Source organism: Chitinophaga sp. 9-1-y (genome assembly GCF_059511905.2).
On the sequence record NZ_CM197955.1, the window covers coordinates 320646 to 339044 of the forward strand.

General features: G+C 45.7%; 17 protein-coding genes. 6 read left to right on the forward strand and 11 right to left on the reverse strand.

All coding sequences use genetic code 11. From position 1 onward, the window contains the following. Nucleotides 1-46: 46 nt before the first annotated feature. The 8 genes from AC5ZC7_RS01495 to mqnB all read right to left on the reverse strand — a co-directional run bounded on the left by AC5ZC7_RS01495 (nt 47) and on the right by mqnB (nt 10118). On the reverse strand, nt 47-463 hold the full coding sequence (locus AC5ZC7_RS01495; protein ID WP_496159930.1) for a DUF4345 family protein: 417 nt from the start codon (nt 461-463) through the stop codon (nt 47-49). A 177-nt stretch (nt 464-640) separates the two neighbouring features. Next, a complete protein-coding gene (locus AC5ZC7_RS01500) occupies nt 641-1789 on the reverse strand; it encodes a redoxin domain-containing protein (RefSeq protein WP_496159929.1) in 1149 nt (382 codons plus the stop codon). 6 nt (nt 1790-1795) lie between these two features. Further along, entirely contained in the window at nt 1796-3253 is a 1458-nt protein-coding gene (locus AC5ZC7_RS01505) for a RagB/SusD family nutrient uptake outer membrane protein (RefSeq protein WP_496159928.1), read from the reverse strand. Between the two features lie 11 nt (nt 3254-3264). Continuing rightward, nucleotides 3265-6759, reverse strand: a complete 3495-nt coding sequence (locus AC5ZC7_RS01510) for a SusC/RagA family TonB-linked outer membrane protein (protein ID WP_496159927.1) — start codon at nt 6757-6759, stop codon at nt 3265-3267. Nucleotides 6760-6854: 95 nt separating this feature from the next. Then, the gene (locus tag AC5ZC7_RS01515) at nt 6855-7862 is read right to left on the reverse strand and encodes a FecR domain-containing protein (RefSeq protein WP_496159926.1); all 1008 of its coding nucleotides are present in this window, start codon (nt 7860-7862) and stop codon (nt 6855-6857) included. A 122-nt stretch (nt 7863-7984) separates the two neighbouring features. Next, nucleotides 7985-8593: a sigma-70 family RNA polymerase sigma factor gene (locus AC5ZC7_RS01520; RefSeq protein WP_496159925.1), complete on the reverse strand. Its 609-nt coding sequence runs from the start codon at nt 8591-8593 to the stop codon at nt 7985-7987. 31 nt (nt 8594-8624) lie between these two features. Then, nucleotides 8625-9422, reverse strand: a complete 798-nt coding sequence (locus AC5ZC7_RS01525) for an MqnA/MqnD/SBP family protein (RefSeq protein WP_496159924.1) — start codon at nt 9420-9422, stop codon at nt 8625-8627. Nucleotides 9423-9449: 27 nt separating this feature from the next. Next, nucleotides 9450-10118 (reverse strand): futalosine hydrolase, encoded by a 669-nt coding sequence (gene mqnB, locus AC5ZC7_RS01530; protein WP_496159923.1) that lies wholly within the window; start codon nt 10116-10118, stop codon nt 9450-9452. Nucleotides 10119-10231: 113 nt separating this feature from the next. Here mqnB and AC5ZC7_RS01535 point away from each other — a divergent pair, with 113 nt between their 5' ends. The 3 genes from AC5ZC7_RS01535 to fabD all read left to right on the forward strand — a co-directional run bounded on the left by AC5ZC7_RS01535 (nt 10232) and on the right by fabD (nt 12386). After that, a complete protein-coding gene (locus tag AC5ZC7_RS01535; protein ID WP_477075190.1) occupies nt 10232-10645 on the forward strand; it encodes a 6-pyruvoyl trahydropterin synthase family protein in 414 nt (137 codons plus the stop codon). 51 nt (nt 10646-10696) lie between these two features. After that, complete coding sequence (gene folE, locus AC5ZC7_RS01540) at nt 10697-11284, forward strand: GTP cyclohydrolase I FolE (protein WP_496159922.1); 588 nt, start codon at nt 10697-10699, stop codon at nt 11282-11284. Between the two features lie 211 nt (nt 11285-11495). Next, on the forward strand, nt 11496-12386 hold the full coding sequence (fabD, locus tag AC5ZC7_RS01545; protein ID WP_496159921.1) for an ACP S-malonyltransferase: 891 nt from the start codon (nt 11496-11498) through the stop codon (nt 12384-12386). 129 nt (nt 12387-12515) lie between these two features. On the opposite strand, the gene AC5ZC7_RS01550 is transcribed toward fabD, so the two are convergent. The 3 genes from AC5ZC7_RS01550 to AC5ZC7_RS01560 all read right to left on the reverse strand — a co-directional run bounded on the left by AC5ZC7_RS01550 (nt 12516) and on the right by AC5ZC7_RS01560 (nt 15056). Further along, nucleotides 12516-13367, reverse strand: coding sequence for a GNAT family N-acetyltransferase (locus AC5ZC7_RS01550; RefSeq protein WP_496159920.1), 852 nt, complete (start codon nt 13365-13367; stop codon nt 12516-12518). A 74-nt stretch (nt 13368-13441) separates the two neighbouring features. After that, the gene (locus AC5ZC7_RS01555) at nt 13442-13909 is read right to left on the reverse strand and encodes a GNAT family N-acetyltransferase (RefSeq protein WP_496159919.1); all 468 of its coding nucleotides are present in this window, start codon (nt 13907-13909) and stop codon (nt 13442-13444) included. A gap of 10 nt (nt 13910-13919) precedes the next feature. After that, nucleotides 13920-15056 carry a serine hydrolase gene (locus AC5ZC7_RS01560; RefSeq protein WP_496159918.1) on the reverse strand — a complete coding sequence of 379 codons (1137 nt, stop codon included), beginning with the start codon at nt 15054-15056 and terminating at the stop codon, nt 13920-13922. 103 nt (nt 15057-15159) lie between these two features. On the opposite strand from AC5ZC7_RS01560, the gene AC5ZC7_RS01565 reads away from it, so the two are divergent. The 3 genes from AC5ZC7_RS01565 (at nt 15160) to AC5ZC7_RS01575 (ending at nt 18397) form a co-directional block, all read left to right on the forward strand. Continuing rightward, nucleotides 15160-15651 (forward strand): DinB family protein, encoded by a 492-nt coding sequence (locus tag AC5ZC7_RS01565; RefSeq protein ID WP_496159917.1) that lies wholly within the window; start codon nt 15160-15162, stop codon nt 15649-15651. A gap of 46 nt (nt 15652-15697) precedes the next feature. Beyond that, nucleotides 15698-16393 carry an NrtR DNA-binding winged helix domain-containing protein gene (locus tag AC5ZC7_RS01570; protein ID WP_496159916.1) on the forward strand — a complete coding sequence of 232 codons (696 nt, stop codon included), beginning with the start codon at nt 15698-15700 and terminating at the stop codon, nt 16391-16393. A 171-nt stretch (nt 16394-16564) separates the two neighbouring features. Then, nucleotides 16565-18397: an ATP-binding protein gene (locus AC5ZC7_RS01575; RefSeq protein WP_496159915.1), complete on the forward strand. Its 1833-nt coding sequence runs from the start codon at nt 16565-16567 to the stop codon at nt 18395-18397. Nucleotides 18398-18399 lie beyond the last annotated feature (2 nt).

Sequence of the window (18399 nt, forward strand, 5' to 3'; positions counted from 1 at the left end):
TTTGTTGAAAGAACCCCGTTTCCTATTAAACCTGCCGCTATATTTTTTATGCCTGGAAAGAAAAACTGTTTTTCCGTAAACGTAGCCACAGTAGAGCGCCCATTGCAAAGAATACGCCTTCAATGATGAGCCATTGCGTGCCAAAAGCGCCCAGAGGTCCTTCTACCATCCAGGTAATGATCCGCGACAGCGCATATAGTCCCCAGAGCCAGCATAAAAAAATAACGCCCTGCTGTATATCTTTAATGGCCCAGCGTATCAGCATTACCGTGATCGTTAAACCCACGCCGCCATACACGCCCCGGATGGAGCTAAACGCATCGGTGTTAGGCAACTTCACCTGTACGAGATCCATTACCGCCTGTGGGCTGAAAAAGCCCATCATACTTACCATAAAAAAACTTCCCGCCGACAGAAACAGGTATACGCGGGATAAAACATTGATCATTCGGGATTGCTTCATATTTGCACATTTATCATGCAAAATTCGCGGTACTGCATTTATAAAATCTTTGTGTGGGTCAAGATTTTATTTAGCTTTTAGCCATTAGCTTTTAGCTTTTAGCAAAATGCCGGGAAGATCAACCTATGTTAATCATTCGCGGCATTTTGCTAAAAGCTAAAAGCTAATGGCTAAAAGCTATCGCAATACTGCTGCCAGTTTTTTGTCTAATCCTTCATGTTCTTCTCCGCCACCACCATAACGGGCTACAATGACTCCTTTTGGATCAATGAGGATTTGAGTGGGTAAAGAATGAATGCCATAGTGTTCGCTAACATCCCCGGGGTTAGAAATACCCTTCATCACCTTATCCATGTCGAGGCCCCGCAGTACATGTTTCCACACACCGATGCCATCTTTTTCCACAGCTTTTTTCCAGGCGTCGTGATTGCGGTCATCATCAGAAATGCTGATGATTTCCAGTCCTTTATCCTTGTATTCCTTGTATAGTTCCAGCAGGTGTGGATTGCCTGCGCGGCAGGGAACACACCAGCTGGCCCAGAAATCGAGCAGCACATATTTTCCCCTGAAGTCAGTAAGTTTTAAGGGTTGGTCGTTGATATCTTTTTTACTGAAGTTAAAGGCGGTGCTACCCGGAGATCCGGCTTCCAGTTGTTTTATTTCTTTCTCGATTTTCTGCCCGTCTTTTGTCTTTTGTAAAGCGGGACTCAGACTGGAGAAATAGTATTTGGCAGAATCCAGCGACAACTTGCCTACTTCAAAGCGCATCAGGTACAGGCTGAGAAAAGCGTTGTGATGTTCGCGGATGAATTTTCTGGACAGCTGACTGTTTGCTTCGAAATAAGGCTCCAGTTGTTGGCGGATGGCGCCTGCTTTATCGTGATCCTTTTCATTTTTCAGGGCTTGCAGTAATGGTTCATATTGTTTGGTAGCCGCTTCTTTTTCCGCTTCCAGTTTTTGATACTGATCATTGGTAACGGAGCCTTTCAATATAATGGTGGTAAGGTCACCATTCTGTATGTTGACGGTCATGGGAACAGGTTCCAGGAATAAAGACGCCTGTTCCTTTTTATTTCCGGTCATTGACCGGCTTAATATTGCGGAGATCATGCCCGAAGAAGGTTGTGCTAAAGTTCCGCTAAAGCTGAATTTGCCGTTTACTACTGCAGCACTGTCGGTGATATATTTTTCCCCGTTGTTGTACTGTAGGTAATATTTAGCGGGAGCATTGCTGCCTGCGTCGCCGGTGATGCTGAATTTTTTCTGCGCAGTAGCTAACTGCGCTATGGCTAACGATAACGATAGTACGGTGATTATTTTACTCATATACTACTATGGATTTTGTGTCAGATTAGGATTGAGTGTGATTTCTTCCTGCGGTATGCGCAGTAGTATTTTCGGACTGGTGGCTGGTATGGTCATCGCACCGCTACCAACGGAGGTGTAGGTCCTCACCATTGACAAGCCGTTCCGGAAATAGTCGAAGGAGTTATGTCCTTCGAAAGCCAGTTCTATGCGGCGTTGTAACAATATTTCATTGAAAAGTGCTTCACCGGAAAGATCTACTGATGGCAGCCCGGCACGGTTGCGGATGGTGTTCAGGTCGGCCAATGCAGCATCCTTGTTACCTAATTTGGCGTAAGCTTCCGCACGATTCAGGTATACTTCGGCCAGGCGCAGGTAGCGGAAGGGCGACTTGCTAAAGATGGCGTTATAAAGAAGCATATATTTTACGGTGGCTATGGTATCAGTAGTCAGGCCGGGAGTGATATTTACCACATAGTGCGAAGAACGCAGGTCTGTTGGAGCTATCAGCGCTAACAGCGGTGCAGAAGGGCGATAATAACCACCATCGTATCCGGCACGGGGTGGATAGGCATACAACATGGCGATAGACGAATTACCGTAGTCCATGTTGCCGGCAAAAATATCTTCCTTATTATTTTTGTTATTACTGCTGTAATAAGTGCGATAGGCTGCGTCTTGTGACAAGGCGAACTTGTTACTACTAATGATCCCGGTAGCATTGTCTACTACTTTTTGATTGAAAGCAGCGACAGGCTGCTGAAAAGTTCCGCCCATGTATAGGTACACGCGTGACAGTAACGCTGCAGCCCCCATCTTGCTCGCGTAGCTGCTGGATTTATCCTGTGAGAATAAGGGCATAGCAGTTTCAAGGTCGTTGACGATTTGGTCATACACGGCTTTCACACTGGCTCTTGCGGGCTTATAATCGGCAGCGTTGTTAGCGGTAGTGATCAACATAACGGCAGGGCTGTTGGCAGCATCCTGGTAGTAAGGTTTGCCGTAGAAACGTACCAGGTTGAAATACACAAAAGCACGGACAAACAATGCTTCTGCTTTCGCCTGTAGGATAACCGGATCTTTTTCATCCTTCGCAACGTGGTCGAGTAGCTTGTTGGTATGGAGAATCGTATAATAGCTGGCCCGCCAGAGGTAGTAGGTCCAGCTGTTATTTCTATCCGGTGAGTTGATGTAATTAAATGCATCACTATTTTTATTGAGTCCCAGATCGAGTCCATGGATATTATTACCCATTGCTTCCGGAAGGAACATAGCAATGCCACCATAGCCAAAGGCGTCATTTTCCATGCCTATGCCGGTGGTAATCATCTGGTATAAGTTAATGCTGGCTTGTGTAAATCCTCCCGGTGTGGAGAATTGTATTTGCTCATTAGTGACGTTATGTGGACGGAGATCATCCAGTTGTTTATTGCAGGCGCTTAGCGCAAAGAGGCTGCAAAATGCTATCAATATTTTCCGGTTCATGTGGTAGTAGTTTAGAAAGTTACGTTGAGACCTGCGGTGATACGTCTTGGATTGGCATTGTCAATACCAATGCCGGCAAAGCTGGTGGAACCGATGGTAGCTCCTTCCGGATCAGCGCCTACGTAGTCTTTGTGTTTGATAACAAATACATTGTCCATACTCACGAATACGCCTGCACGTTGTGCCCGGAATTTGGATAATGTTTTGGGTGAAAGATCATAGCCCAGGCGGATGTTACGCATACGCAGGTGGCTGGCGTTTCCGAACATGAGAGAGGAGTTGGTATTAAATGCTCTCCATTGAGTCATTTTACTGCTGTATACATCTGGATAGTTAGCATTTTTATCGCCGGGTTGTTGCCATATTTTTTGAGACGACTGCCAGGCGACATTATTTCTACCGCCCATAGGAGCCGTTGGGTCCTGGAAGTTATTGATAATGCTCATACGGGTGTAGTTACCTACCTGGAACCATATTTCTGCGCTGAGTGAAAACTGTTTGTAGGTAAGGGTGTTGGTAAAGCCGCCGAAGAATTTTGGCGTAGCAGATCCTACTACCTGGAAGTTACGAAGGTCCGCGTAATTACCCATGCCTTCTACCTTTTGCAATTTTCCGGAAGCGTCGTAGTTCTCAAATAAAGGAGCGCCATTATCGGGATTTACGCCAGCATAGTGTACGGCTCTGATGGTGTTAATATCTTCTCCCACATAATGAAAAAAGCTCCGGCTGTAGCTATCCAGTAAAGAATCATTATAGAGTTTCTGAATCCTGTTTTTATTAAAACTAATGTTCAGGTTAGTGGTCCAGGTGAAGTTTTTGCTATCAATATTTTTTGTATTGACCATCACTTCCAGTCCTTTATTCAGTACTTCCCCTATATTCTGGTATTGGAGGAAGGAACCTTGTGCAGAGCTTACATATACTTGTTGCAGCAGGTTTTTGCTGAGTTTGGAATATAGGTCGACATTCACCTCAACGCGTTTCCATAATCCCAGGTCAATACCGATGGTGTTATTAACCGTAGTTTCCCAACTGATATTGGGGTTTTCCAGTTGGGTGATTTGTACGCCAACGCCGGCAGGATTATCATATGGATTAGGATTTGGGCTACCGTAGAGGGTTTGGTTCAGGTAACCATCGCCTACATCTCTTCCGGAAGTACCGTGCACTACACGGAGTTTTAATTGGTCAATGCTTTTCACATCTGCCAGAAAAGCTTCCCGGTTGATCATCCAGCCGGCGCTGAGGGCATAGAAAGTCCCATATCTTTTATTGCGGCCGAAGTTGGTAAAGGCATCTGTACGCAACGATCCGGCAGCAAAGTAGCGGGATAAATAGTTATAGTTTAATTCACCAAATGCAGAGAAGCTGGCACGTTCAGCATAAGTACCATTGGGACGGGTAGGAATGCCATATACATAGCTGATAGCGTCGCCGATATTTTTAGCGGCGCCGGCGTTGCGTTCACCCGGCAGCATATTGAAATAGTCATTTGCCTGTGTTTCGCTATGACGTTTGGCCCATTCAGTTCCGGCCAGGAAGCTGAAGTTATGATCGTTGAATTGTTTGGTAGCAGTTAATGTATTGGTAGAGGTAAAGTTGTAATAACGGCCATCTGAAATAGAGAGCGTACCATTTACTCCCGGTTGACCTGGTGAAAAGAGGTAGGGATAGCCGCCGTATTTACCGGAGAAACTTCTGGGGTCCAGGTAAGCGTTGTAGTGTGTGTTAATATAATCGATGGTATTAGTGGTTTTAACACTTAACCAGGGCAATATTTTGTAACTGAGCCACCCGGTACCGGTGAAGTGCATATTATCTGTAATGGCGGTATTATCGAACTTTTTCTCTGCGGGAAGGTTTTGGGTGTAGGTTGTGTACGGTACACCAAAGTTGGTGGATTGTTTTACGGGGATGCTGTCTGCCAGGGATCCATCAGCGTTGTAGGGTGTTACAAAGGGCTGTGTTGAATACAAGACAGGTAGACCTGTGCGGCTGATGGTTTTGTCAATGATGGCGCTGGTGTTGATACCGCCGCTTATTTTTTCAGAGAATTTCTGTTCGATATTCAGGCGCAGGTTGCGGCGGTCAAAGGTATTTCCGTAGTTGATACCTTTTTCTTTATACCAGTCTAAGCCGGCATATATGGTGGTTTTATCGTTACCGCTGGTAATACCTAGGCTGATATCTGAGAAGTTACCATCATTGAACAACGCTTTTTCCCAATTAAAATCTTTTGTTTTATCCTCATCGGTATAAATGCGGCGTTGGTTGATAAAGTCTGCTGCAGTGGGAAACTGTGTATGTAACGACGGTGTTTCTTCCCATTTGCGTTGCATCAATTTATCCATTCCGGCAATGGCTTCCGCGGTACTATTCATATGGATAGCACGGTTTTGCCGGATAGCACCATAGCGGGTATCGAGGGTAACTTGTATACCGCTGTTTTGGGTACCTCTTTTAGTGGTAACCACAATTACGCCCTGCGCGGCACGGGAACCGTAAATAGCTGTAGATGCTGCATCTTTCAGGATTGTAATGCTTTCTACATCTGCAGGATTTACTACATCCTGTAAAGATTGTGCAGTAGAAATCACCCCGTCTATCACGATTAACGGACCAAAATAGGAACTGGTACCTGAAGGCAGCGAGGAAATACCGCGGAGTAATACTTGTCCTTTAGCACCTGCATTGGCACTGGGTTCTACGATATACATGCCGGTAGTTTTAGCTTTCAGCATGGATAAAATATTAGGAGAAGAAACAGAACTGCGTAATTGGGCGCCGGAAATTTTTTGTACGGCACCGGTGAGTTCTGCTGCTTGTTTGTTGCTATATCCCATCACTACTACACTACCCAGGCTGGTAGCATCTTCTTCTAACACAATATGATTGTCTGTGCCGGAAATGGCTACTGTTTTAGGACGATAACCAATAGTGGTAATGGTGACCGGATGTCCTTCTTCGGTTGTGATAGCAAATGCTCCATTGGCATCTGTTACAGCACCTTTCCCGGTAATCATGTCGCGTATGGTGGCTGCAGGAAGGGGTTGACCTTTGTGGTCTGTAACGACTCCTTTAGCGGCGCGATGTGGTGATGTGTATACGTTTGATGGCGTATTGTCGGAGTACTTATCTGCCGCCTGCCCGTTATATCTGCCTGACTGATCAGGTTTCATTACACCAATCATATTGCCGCTGAGTTTAAACTCCAATCCGGAAGCGGCTCCCAGTTCTGCCAGCAGTTCCTGGATACTTCTTGCTTTGGAAGGGAGGGTAATTGATTTGGTGGGTAAAGTACCTGCCACATAAAAGAACTTCACCTGAAAAGCGGCTTCAATTTTACGGATGGCTCCCTGCATGGAAATATCCTGCAAGGGAACTACTTTTTTCTGTTGCCCGAATGATGCCATACCCGTGAGCATCAGCAACAATAACAAAGTGGTGAACTGTCGTGTAACAGCAGTGTTAAACAGCGCACGGAGGCGCGCATAATTAAAAGTCATGCGTCAGTTTTTAAATGTAATGGTTGATATGGCCATCACAAGCGCCGGCAGCTTGTGGTGATCCCGATTTAGCGATTTTGGTGGAAACGCTTGTATTAAAATTGAATCGTTACTTTATCCGGTTGTATTTGAAAATTGCATCCGGCTGTGAAACAAAAAATGTTCAGTACTTTTTCAAGTTTATCATTATCGAAGGCTCCTGAGAACCGTTTGGCATTCAACAGATTTCCTTTTATTTCAAATGGTATTCCATACCAATTTTCCAGTTGATCAACTACCTCCCGTACACTGGCGTTGCTGAATACCAGCTTACCAGTTTTCCAGGTGTGGAGGGCAATGGTATCAAATGATTGTTTGGTCATTTTCCGCGATGTTTCATTCCAACGGGCCTGTTCTCCGGGATTAAGTGTGGTGGCGCTGCTGCGGGCATCGTTTTCACTTACTTTCACCTTACCGCTGAGCAATGAAACACTGGATTGTGATTCGTAAGCATATGATTTTACGAGAAAGGAAGTGCCCAGCACGGTGGTGCGTATTTCTTTGCTGGTGACCACAAATGGGTCTTCGGTATTACCCGTTACATCAAAGAGGGCGGCGCCTTTTATTAATTCAACATGACGGTGTTTATGGCTATAATCAGAAGGTATTCTAACGCTGGTATTGGCGTTGAGGAGTACGGCTGATCCATCTGGTAACGTGAGCATTTTTCGTTGTCCCCATTCGCTGGAGTATACGAGGTAGGTTACCGGTGGAGGCGTGGGCTGTTGCTTTTTCCAAAGCAGGGTAAGGCCTCCCAGCAGGGCCACTGCTGCGGCTGTACGCCAGGCATAACTGCGCCAGTTAATGCGGCGTACAGGTGCGGGCATTGTTGCCTTAACCGCTTGTTGTAAGCGTGTGCGTTGTGTGGCTTTATCGTATTCTGCGGCACTGGTATTGATATTATAGTATAATGCTACCGCTGCTGCCACCTTTTCCTGTATTTCAGGATGTTGCGCGATATAGGTTTCCCATTTCTGCATAGCTCCGGCGTCATTACGACGGATATATTGCAGAAAGGAGTCATCGAGTAACAGGTCTAATTCTGTTAAGTCCTTTGGCAGCATTTCCCATTCATTTTAGAAGTAGAGCGACAATCTTTTCCGTTTTACCAGGTAGGAACCGGGAAATTTTTCGATTTAGAAATTTTTTATTTTAAGTGTGACTTCTTGAAAAAAATCTAAGGGATTTATAGGGGAAGTAACAGTAAGAGCATTTTCAGATTCAGCTTGCCAGATCTGAGATCCTCTTCCAGTGACAGCTTGAGTGTTTTTAATGCCTCGTATAGATGGTTGTATACTGTGCGGTGTGTAAGACCGGTGATGTTCACTATTTCGTCGTAGCTCCGTTCTTCGTAAAAGCGGAGATTGATTAATTCCTTTTGCCGGGGACTTAATAATGTAATGGCTCCCTGTATGCGTCCTACGGCTTCTGTATGCTGCTGTTGCTGTATTAGTAATTGTTCACTGGAGGGAATGTCATCGCCGGGTTCCTGGTTCATCCACAGCGAGAGCAGTCCCTTGTCTTTTTTCTCCTGTTGCAGTTGCAGTAGGAGTCTGCGTTTGAAGGAGGTGATAATATAGCTTTTTACGTTGCTGACCGTCCCCAGGCTTTCTTTTTTCTCCCAGAGATAAAGGAAAACCTGTTGAATGCAATCTTTCACCGGTTCACTGTTGGTGCATATTTTCAGGCCCAGGAAAAGGAGCAGGTGGTAATACTGATCATACAATGCGTATAATGCCTGCTCCTCTCCTTGCCGGAACCTGTTCCACAGGTCTATATCCTTGTTTTCGATCATACCGCAACAAAAGAACAAAAAATCAGTTGTTTTAACGCTGTATTTTTTCGGCGGCTGTCATGAGTGCCGCTACGGCTGCTTTTCCTTCGCTGCCCAGGTCGAGACTGAAATCATTTACGTACAGGTCGATATGCTGACGCATTACTGATTCGTCCATTTCCTGTGCGTGTGACTTTACATAGTCGGAGAGCTGAGGATAGGTAGTATAGCTGTTCTGCAGGCTTTGGTGAATGAGTGCATCCAGTTGGGCGCGGGAAGCTTCCGGCACGTCTTTACGGATAAAGATGCCACCGAGTGGGATGGGGTTGCCGGTAGTTTTTTCCCAGTATTCGCCCATGTCCATGAGTTTTACGAGGCCTTTCAGCTGGTACGTAAAGCGATTTTCGTGGATGATGACGCCCGCGTCTACATCTCCATTCAGTACGGCATTTTCGATGTCAGAAAATACCATTATTTTTTTCTTTTTCGCTTCCGGAAAAGCGATAGAGAAGAGGAGGTTAGCCGTGGTGTTTTCGCCGGGAATGGCGATGGTCATATTTTTTATTTCATCCAGCGGGATGTCCTTTTTAGCGATGAGCAAAGGTCCGCAACCACGTCCCAGGGCGCTGCCGCTGTTGAGCAGTTCATACTGGTCTTTTACTTTGAGGTATACGGCGAAGCTCAGTTTGGTGACAGACAGTTTGCCCTGTAATGCCCAGTTATTGAGCGTTTCCACGTCTTCCAGGTGGGTATCAAAGGTAAAATCCTGTGTGTTTATTTTGTTATTGACCAGTGCATCGAAAATGAACGTATCATTTGGGCAAGGTGAAAAACCTAAAGATAAATGCATATGCTATCAAAATTTTATTGTCTGTTGTTAAATGCCGGCCAGTGTATGCACCGTTTTTATCAGTTCTTCGTTGAGTGTTTTTACGGCGTGTGGGATTTTCCACTTGCTTTTATCTCTGATTTCCACGTAATTGGAGAGGCTTCTCAGCTGGAGGAAAGGTATTTTTTCCAGCAGGCAGGCATAATGAAATGCGGCGCCTTCCATGCTTTCTACGTCGGGGTCATACTTGCGTACGAGTTTTTGTATGGTGGCCTCGCTGCCGCTGACCAGGTTTACGCTGATACCGGTGGCGATGGGCAGGGGAGGCAGTTCCGGGAGGCCGGCAAAGGTATTTTCCAGGCAGGTGCCGGTAAAGGGCGCCTGGTTGGGTTGCCAGAGTTGTATATCAAATAAATCTTTAAACTGATCATTGTCTTCCGCGCCGAGGTCGGCCAGGTATTCGCGTTTTACAGTAACTACCTGTCCCAGGTCCCAATCATGGCGGAAACTGCCGCCAATACCCGCCTGTATGGCGATATCCGGTTTATGCAGGACCAGGTGGTGTCCCAGGCTGAAAGCGGTATGCATCATGCCGATGCCGGCAATGAGGAGGTCTATTTCGCAGTGAGCAGCAGTGAAGGTGCTGCGGTGTTCGTCCAGGTACTGTAAAAAAGGCTGTATTTCCAGTGTGGTAGCCGCGGTAACCAATATTTTCATGGGGTAAAAGTACGGCAAAAATGCTTGCTCCCATGTAAAACAATTGACACGAATGAGGATAATTTGGGGCTACTCATTTAATAGTGGTATTTTTGCGAAAATTTTTTGCAATAATGATTTATTTAACGCGAGTAGAGAACTTTAATGCGGCGCATAAGTTATCTAACCCGGCCTGGAGTAAAGAAAAGAACGAAGAAGTTTTTGGTAAATGTGCCAATGAAAACTGGCATGGTCACAATTACGAGCTGCACGTCACTATAAAAGGTAATCCTGATCCCGAAACCGGCTTTGTATTCAACGCTAAAACGTTGGGTATCATTATCCGGGATTCGGTTATTGAGAAGATAGACCACCGGAATCTGAATATGGATGTGGATTTCATGGCAGGTAAATTCACCTCTGCCGAAAATCTTTCTATTGCTATCTGGGACCAACTGGCGAAGCATTTGCCAGCAGAAGTACAACTGCATTGTATTAAGTTGTATGAAACCCCTCGCATATACGTAGAATATTACGGAGGAAAGTAAGGTAGGGGAACGTATATGTCAGCCTTTGAAATTTACTAAAATCATATAAGAATGGCGTATAATAAGATTGAAAGTTACGATGAAAAGATCACGTCGGGTCTTGTAGAAAACTATAAAGAATGTCTGCACCTGTTAGGAGAAGATCCTGCCAGGGAAGGGCTGGAAAAAACGCCTGAGCGCATGGCAAAGGCAATGCAATTCCTTACCCAGGGTTATCAGCAAGATGCCCGCGCTATCCTGGAAGGCGCGAAATTCACGGAGTCATATAGCGAAATGGTGATCGTAAAGGATATAGAAATATATTCTATGTGTGAACACCATATGCTGCCTTTCTTTGGAAAAGCGCACGTAGCTTATATTCCTAACGGGTATATCACCGGTCTGAGCAAGTTAGCCAGGGTGGTAGATGTATTTGCCCGCCGGTTACAGGTGCAGGAACGTTTAACACATCAGATCCTGGACGCTATACAGGAAACCTTGCAGCCAGAAGGCGTAGGCGTAGTCATCGAGGCACAACACCTGTGTATGATGATGCGTGGTGTGCAAAAACAAAACTCTGTCACCACAACTTCCGCATTCAGCGGCCAGTTTCTGCATGGTGATACGAGAGCAGAGTTTATGAAACTGATTTCCAAATAAGAGTCTTACAGCGAATTTTGTCTTCCTCAGGATTATACTGATTTCACTGATTTTGATTTTATTTTTAGAAGATATATAAATATGTATTATGTATAATACGTATTTATATATCTTCGTTTATCTTTAAAATCATAATAACATAAAATCAGGATAATCAGTATAATCCTGAATAAGACAAAAAACCGCAACGTTAAAACAACAAAATATCCACATGAAGCATGCTTACGTATTTCCCGGACAAGGATCACAGTTTCCGGGTATGGGCAAAAATCTGTACGAGACCAACGAAAAAGCAAAAGCGCTTTTTGAGCAAGCCAATGAAATTTTAGGTTTCCGCATCTCTGATATCATGTTTAATGGTACAGATGAGGACCTGAAGCAAACCAAGGTTACACAGCCCGCCGTATTCCTGCATGCTGTCATCGCTTTCCTGTGTACGGAACATTCCCAACCTGAAATGGTAGCGGGTCACTCCCTGGGTGAGTTCTCCGCCCTGGTTGCAAACGGTGTGTTGTCTTTCGAAGCAGCCTTAAAGCTGGTGGCTATCCGCGCCAACGCCATGCAGAAAGCATGTGAACTACAGCCTTCTACCATGGCCGCAGTATTGGCACTGGATGACGCAAAAGTAGAAGAAATTTGCGCTGCTGTTACCGCCGAAACCGGCGAAATAGTAGTGCCAGCCAATTATAACTGTCCTGGTCAGCTGGTAATTTCCGGTACGATTAAAGGTGTGGAAATTGCCTGCGAAAGAATGAAAGCAGCCGGCGCTAAACGCGCCCTGGTATTACCAGTAGGTGGCGCATTCCATTCTCCGTTAATGGCACCTGCCAAAGAAGAATTACAGGCAGCTATCAACACCGCTAACTTCAATACACCCAGCTGCCCCGTTTATCAAAACGTAGTAGCAACAGCGGTAACTGATCCTGCACAGATCAAACAAAACCTCATTGATCAGTTAACCGGCGCGGTAAGATGGACACAGTCTGTTCAGGCAATGGTTGCTGATGGTGGTCACGAATTTACAGAGGTAGGTCCTGGTAAAGTATTACAGGGATTGATTCAGAAGATCAATAAAGAAACCGTAGTAAACGGAATCAACTAGATATAAAGAGCAGAAAGCATAAAGCAGAAAGCATAAAGCTATTGAGGCGAATGATCAGAGCGGATAATCCAACGCTTTAATCATTCGCCTCAATAGCTTTATGCTTTCTGCTTTATGCTTTCTGCTCTTTTACAGTGTCAGTACCATCTCATACTGTGATAAATAATGCGCCAGGCCGGCCTGTTGTAAAAAGGCATTTATTTCTGGCAGATGATCATCAATATTGATGATGGTAAAAGGGCCTCCCAGTTGATCGGCGGCATGCTGTAATAATGCAGAGCCAACGCCTTGTCTGCGGAACTGTGGATTCACCGCAATATTCCTGATCCTGCGGGTATCTTTATGCACACTGATATAGCCGGCCATTTCTCCATTGATAACAGCTTCCCAGGTAGTGGTGAAAATACCTTCCCGCTCGATACTGCCCACGGTATTAGACCAGGTGGGGGTCATGTCCATGAAGGTGGCCAATGTGTTCCAGTCAGGTGCTTTATTGGCCTGTATCGTAATGTTGGCGGGTGTTTTATGAGTGGCTATCATGCCTTTGAACGAGTGAATAACGCGGGCTTTCTGGAATCCGCTATTCGTATAAGCTTTGATAGCAGGCAAATTGGTGCTGATTACTTCCAGTATTACTTTACGGATGCCGCGTTGCTGATATACCGGGATAAAACGTTCATACATTTTTTGTACGAGGTGTTGTCCGCGGTAGGTAGGGACCACACCGGTACCGCCATTGTACAAAACAGTAGGGCGACTGATGTTATCTACGGCATGTAAAATGAATCCGCCCAACTCATTTCCGGCGAAGGCGCCGATGGAAAAATTCCGTTGCAGATTTTCTCCTTGTATCTTCTGCTCCAGTATAGAAGGGGTCAGGTGCAGGGGGACTATATAATCGCTGAATGCTGTGTTAAAAGTATCACATAGCTGTGGCGTGGTTACCTGTTCAAGTGTTCTGAAATCCTGAATGAAAATCATAGTAAAATGGTATGTCTTCAATATTAATGAGGATTGACGACATACCATTCCGGAATATTATGAACGGAAAAAAATTAGTTTAATTCTATGGCCACATTAATCCATTCCGGATCAAATTTGGACGTGTATTTTTTGTAGAAGTTAATGGCAGGTGTATTCCATTCCAGCACCTGGAACAGGATACCACTAAACTGTTGGGCTTTTGCTTCTCTCATCAATTCATCCAGGAACATTTTACCGATGCCTTTACCCCGCCATTTTTCTGTTACAATGAGGTCTTCCAGGTACATGCGGCAGCCTTTCCAGGTAGAGTAGCGGGTATAGTAAAGCGCCATACCGTGTATCACTTCTTTACCATTGATGATGGTAGTGGCTACAAATGCTTTCCATACCGGGTGAGCGCCGAAGCCCGCATCCTCAAATTGTGCGAGTGTTACCGTTACTTCTTCTTCTGCTTTTTCATATATTGCCAGTTCCCGGATGAGGTTCATCAAAGCCGGGCAATCTTCTTTTCGTGCAGCCCTTAACGTTATATCTTCCATGTCTGTATGATTAATCGAGTGAGTCAACAATTTGTTTCAGGGTGCCGGGCCACCAGTCTGTTTTTCCCCAGCGCTTGCCAAGACGTACGATGACGGCCTGTTTGCGGGGAGAAATATAGATGAACTGTCCTTTTGCACCTAATGCAAAATAATCAAAATTGTGTGGATCTACCTGGTATCCCCACCAAAGGTATTTGTAGTAGCCGGAGGGGCTGCCTGCCCATTTGCACAAAGGAGGAGAGCGGCGGGACAAGTATTTTTGGGTATCGGCTTTGTGAATAGGCGGACTTACCGATTCCGCCATCCAGGCAGCCGGGATTACCTGGCGGCCCTTGACATTGCCATTGTCCAGGCATAGGGCGCCAAAGCGTACAAAGTCCATCGCCCGGGCATTGAATCCACTTTCCATTTTGGCAAAGCCGGATGCGGGGCTGTCCATGCTCCAGGAAGCATCGGCTTCCGCGCCAATATGCTGCCAGATTTTATCCTGGAAGTAGGCGGGTACGGATTGCCCCGTGGTTTTTTCCAGGATTAATCCCAGCAACAGCAGGTTGTAGTTATTGTAATGGTAGGTACTGCCCGGCACCTCTACCAGTTTCGTTTTTAGGGCCTGTTCCCGCAGGTGGGTGCCATAATATACCCGGGCATCATCTGACCAGGGCGTTACGCCTTCCCGGTACTGTAACCCGGAACACATTTGTAACAGGTGCTCAATGGTAATATCCCGCAGCCCCGGAAGGTCATACTGCGGTATATATCTCCCTATAGATTCCCGGATACTATGGATAGCACCTTCTTCCAGGGCAATACCAATAAGGGCAGATACCATGGATTTGGCCACAGAAAAAGACGTATTAATGGACGTGGCCGTATATCCCGAAAAGCTGGCATCCAGGAGCAATTGGTTACGCTGCATCACAATACAGGCAGTAGATCCGGTTTGTTGTAACAGGTCTGATAAGGCGATTTCCTGTGGACGTCCATGCCAGGTATGTTTAATAAGCGGTGCCTGCCAGCCAGCCGTGGCATCGTCAAAATGCCTGACAGCACCACCACGCAGCATAAGAGCCGAAGGAAAGTATTGGTAGTCTGTGATCCGCGGATTATTCCTGATTATACACCGGCTTAGATAGGTAAGCGTATTCATGGTAGCAAGGTTATAGGGAAGGCAAATATCGTATGCTAAAATGAAAAACAATATTGTAATTTGTAGGTTGTTTGCCGCAGATGGTATTAATCTCTTTTTTTACATGAAAAATATGCTTGTGCATTTTACTGCTTATAACTGCTGGGCAAACCAGCAGTTGGTAAAAGGATTGCTTAAACTAACGGAAGAACAGCTGGACAGGCCTTTGGGCGCCGGAACGGCTACCATTCGGACTACGGTGTACCAATTGTGGCAGGAGGAAAGTACCTGGTATCAGCGGTTGCAGCTTACCGAAAAAATATCGGATCCTACTATTGATTTCCAGGGCAGCTTTTCCGCTGCCTGTGATAGCTTAGTGAGGCAATCCCGGTTACTGGAAGAATGGGTACAGCAGGCGAACCAGGCGAAGTTGAATCATACCATTGCGTATACACTAAAAAAGAGTGAACACTATAAAATGGCCGTGCAGGATGTCATCATCCAGGTGTGCAATCATAGTACCTTTTACCGGGGACAACTGGTATATATATTAGGGTTGTTAGGTGCGGGTAAGTTACCCGTTACCGATTACAGTCGTTTTAAACCTAAAAAGTAGGTTGATTTTATTATTTTTACCGGATTTCTGCCTTTAAAGTTCCTTTATGAATGCTGCTTCTTTTTATGCGAAAGCCCCCAAACACCTGGTGGCAGTTGATTGTATCATCTTCGGCTTTGATGAAGGCCGGTTGAAGTTATTAATCATGCAACGTAAGGTAGCCCCGATGGCCGGTGAATGGTCGCTGGTGGGAGGTTTTGTGCAGGAAGATGAAAGCACTGATGAAGCCGCTGCCCGTGTACTGGAACTCACTACCGGCTTAGATGATATTTATATGAACCAGCTGCATTGCTATGGCAATGTAAACCGCGATACCGGCGCCAGGGTAATATCTGTTGCTTATTACGCACTCATACGTATTAAAAATCATGATAAACCGCTGGCCAGGGAACATGGGGCACACTGGCTCGAACTCCACGAAATCCCGGAACTGATCTTCGATCATGGAAAGATGATTGAAGATGCACTGGCCGCACTCCGGAACAATGCACAATTCCACCCTATCGGTTTTGAACTGTTGCCGGAGAAATTTACCCTCTCTCAATTAAGAAGCCTCTACGAAGAAATTTATCAGAAAACCCTCGATAAACGCAATTTCCGCAAGAAGATATTATCACTGGATGTAATGGAAAAGTTAGAAGAGAAAGACAAGACTTCTTCCAAGAAAGGTGCACACCTGTATCGTTTTGATCCTGAGAAATATGAAGCACTGAAACGCAAAGGATTAGTGTTCGAAATCTAAGGCCGAAAAATGAACAAAATGGATGACAATCAGGATAGTAAATAAAACTATTTTACGGCCTGTTGATTCCCGTTTATGGTATGGATACGCCATGCAGGCCTGTGTTGTCTGCTGTTCCTCTCACAGTCATTGTGCGCACAGCATAATGATATTATAGCAATTAAACATACATTGTCCGCCATATCGGATAGCACATTGTATGTGGATGCGTTAAACAGGTTATCATCGCTCTACCTGCCCCGGCAGCTGGATAGCAGTGGCCGTTATGCCAAAGCTGCCAACGACATGGCTACCCGGATTCATTACGACAAAGGCCACCGCGAGGCGTTACGTGGATTGGGCCGTTATTATTCCCTTCGCCCTCACCGGTATCTTTCCTTTTTATTTTACGAGAATACGCTCACTGCTTGTCGCGCTGCCGGCGATTCCACAGGCGTAGCCATCGCCCTCATGAACCTGGGCACCTATTACCAATATGCAGGAGAACATGCTACAGCTCAAAACTACCTGAACAGGGCATTGAACGTAGCCTGGAAAACCGGGTCGGACTCCTTACGGGCATGGGTACTGGTAAATTATTACCTGGTAAATGCGGCCGACACAGCAGCGTTGCCATATGCCCGGAAAGCCCTGAAACAAGCTACTGTACTGATTAACAAATACCAGGATCCACTGGGCATGCTCTATGTGCAATTGTTTGAAGCCCATGAATTTTTGCGGGCAGGGGAAATAAAACAAGCGGAAGACAAACTTAAAAAAGTTATCCGCGCGGCCGACAGCGCGGAGCTTAATTACCTGGCCATGTATGCCAGCACACAGTTGACGGGGTATCGTATCTGGCAACGCAAAGCGGATTCACTGCATTATCAGCAACAGTCGGTGAATTATGCCGTAGCAGGCGGATACACCGGGTTAATGCTGCCGGTAGTTACTACCCTGTACAACTGGTACCAACATCGGAAAGATTCCCGGCAGGCCGCCAACTACAGCCGTATTGCGCTGCATATCATGCAACAGCAGCAAGATGATATGCTGGCAGGAGAAGCCGATTACCTGGCCTACGCCTTTGGTGATGAACTGAAAGATTCTCTTGAAATGCAGCACCGGGCACAGCAGGAACAATTGGAGTATGCTAAAACCACCAATCATTTCTGGTATTACCAGCTGCTCATTATCGCTGCAATTGCCATATTGTTGACGGTTTTACTCATATATTATATTCGCGCGTACCGGTTATCCCGCATCAACAGGGCCCATATGGCCGGTTTGCAAGAAGAGATCCGCCGGGGCAACAAAGCATTACAGGATAACGACGATTTCAAGAATAAGCTGATTTCCATGATTGCACATGACTTCCGTACACCACTGCATAACATCGTGAACATTACCGGGTTCATAGATGATAAAGCATTGACCATCACCGAAGCAGCAGAGATGATCCTGGAAGTGGAGAAAACAGCTACCAGCACCCTGGGGGTATTTGAAGAAATATTAAGATGGATACGCACACAGCTGTCGGGTTTCGTTTATCGCCCGGAGGCCTTACTGCTCACAGACCTGATCCGGGCAACCGCCCAAAACTTACAACATTTATTGACAGAAAAGAAACTGCAACTAGTGATGGATATCCCACCAGAAACTGTGGTGTTGGCAGATTTCGAAATGATGCAGTTCATCCACCGGAATTTTTTACACAATGCGGTTAAGTTTTCGCCAGTTAATGGATCAATAACTATAAAGGCTACACGAAAAAATGGATGGCTGACGGTGGCAGTGAGCGATGAAGGGCCGGGGATTGATGCCGTAGTACTGCCCCTGCTGTTTTCCTGGAACAGTAAAGCATACGAGCAGGAGCGATCTGGTAAAGGCGCCGGACTGGCATTGATTATCTGTAAAGACTTTATTGATAAAATGCGGGGGGAAATAAATGCGTATAATAATGAACAGCGCGGAAGCACTTTTTATTACCGCCTCCCGGAAATCATTGACAGGGGTAGAAATTAAGT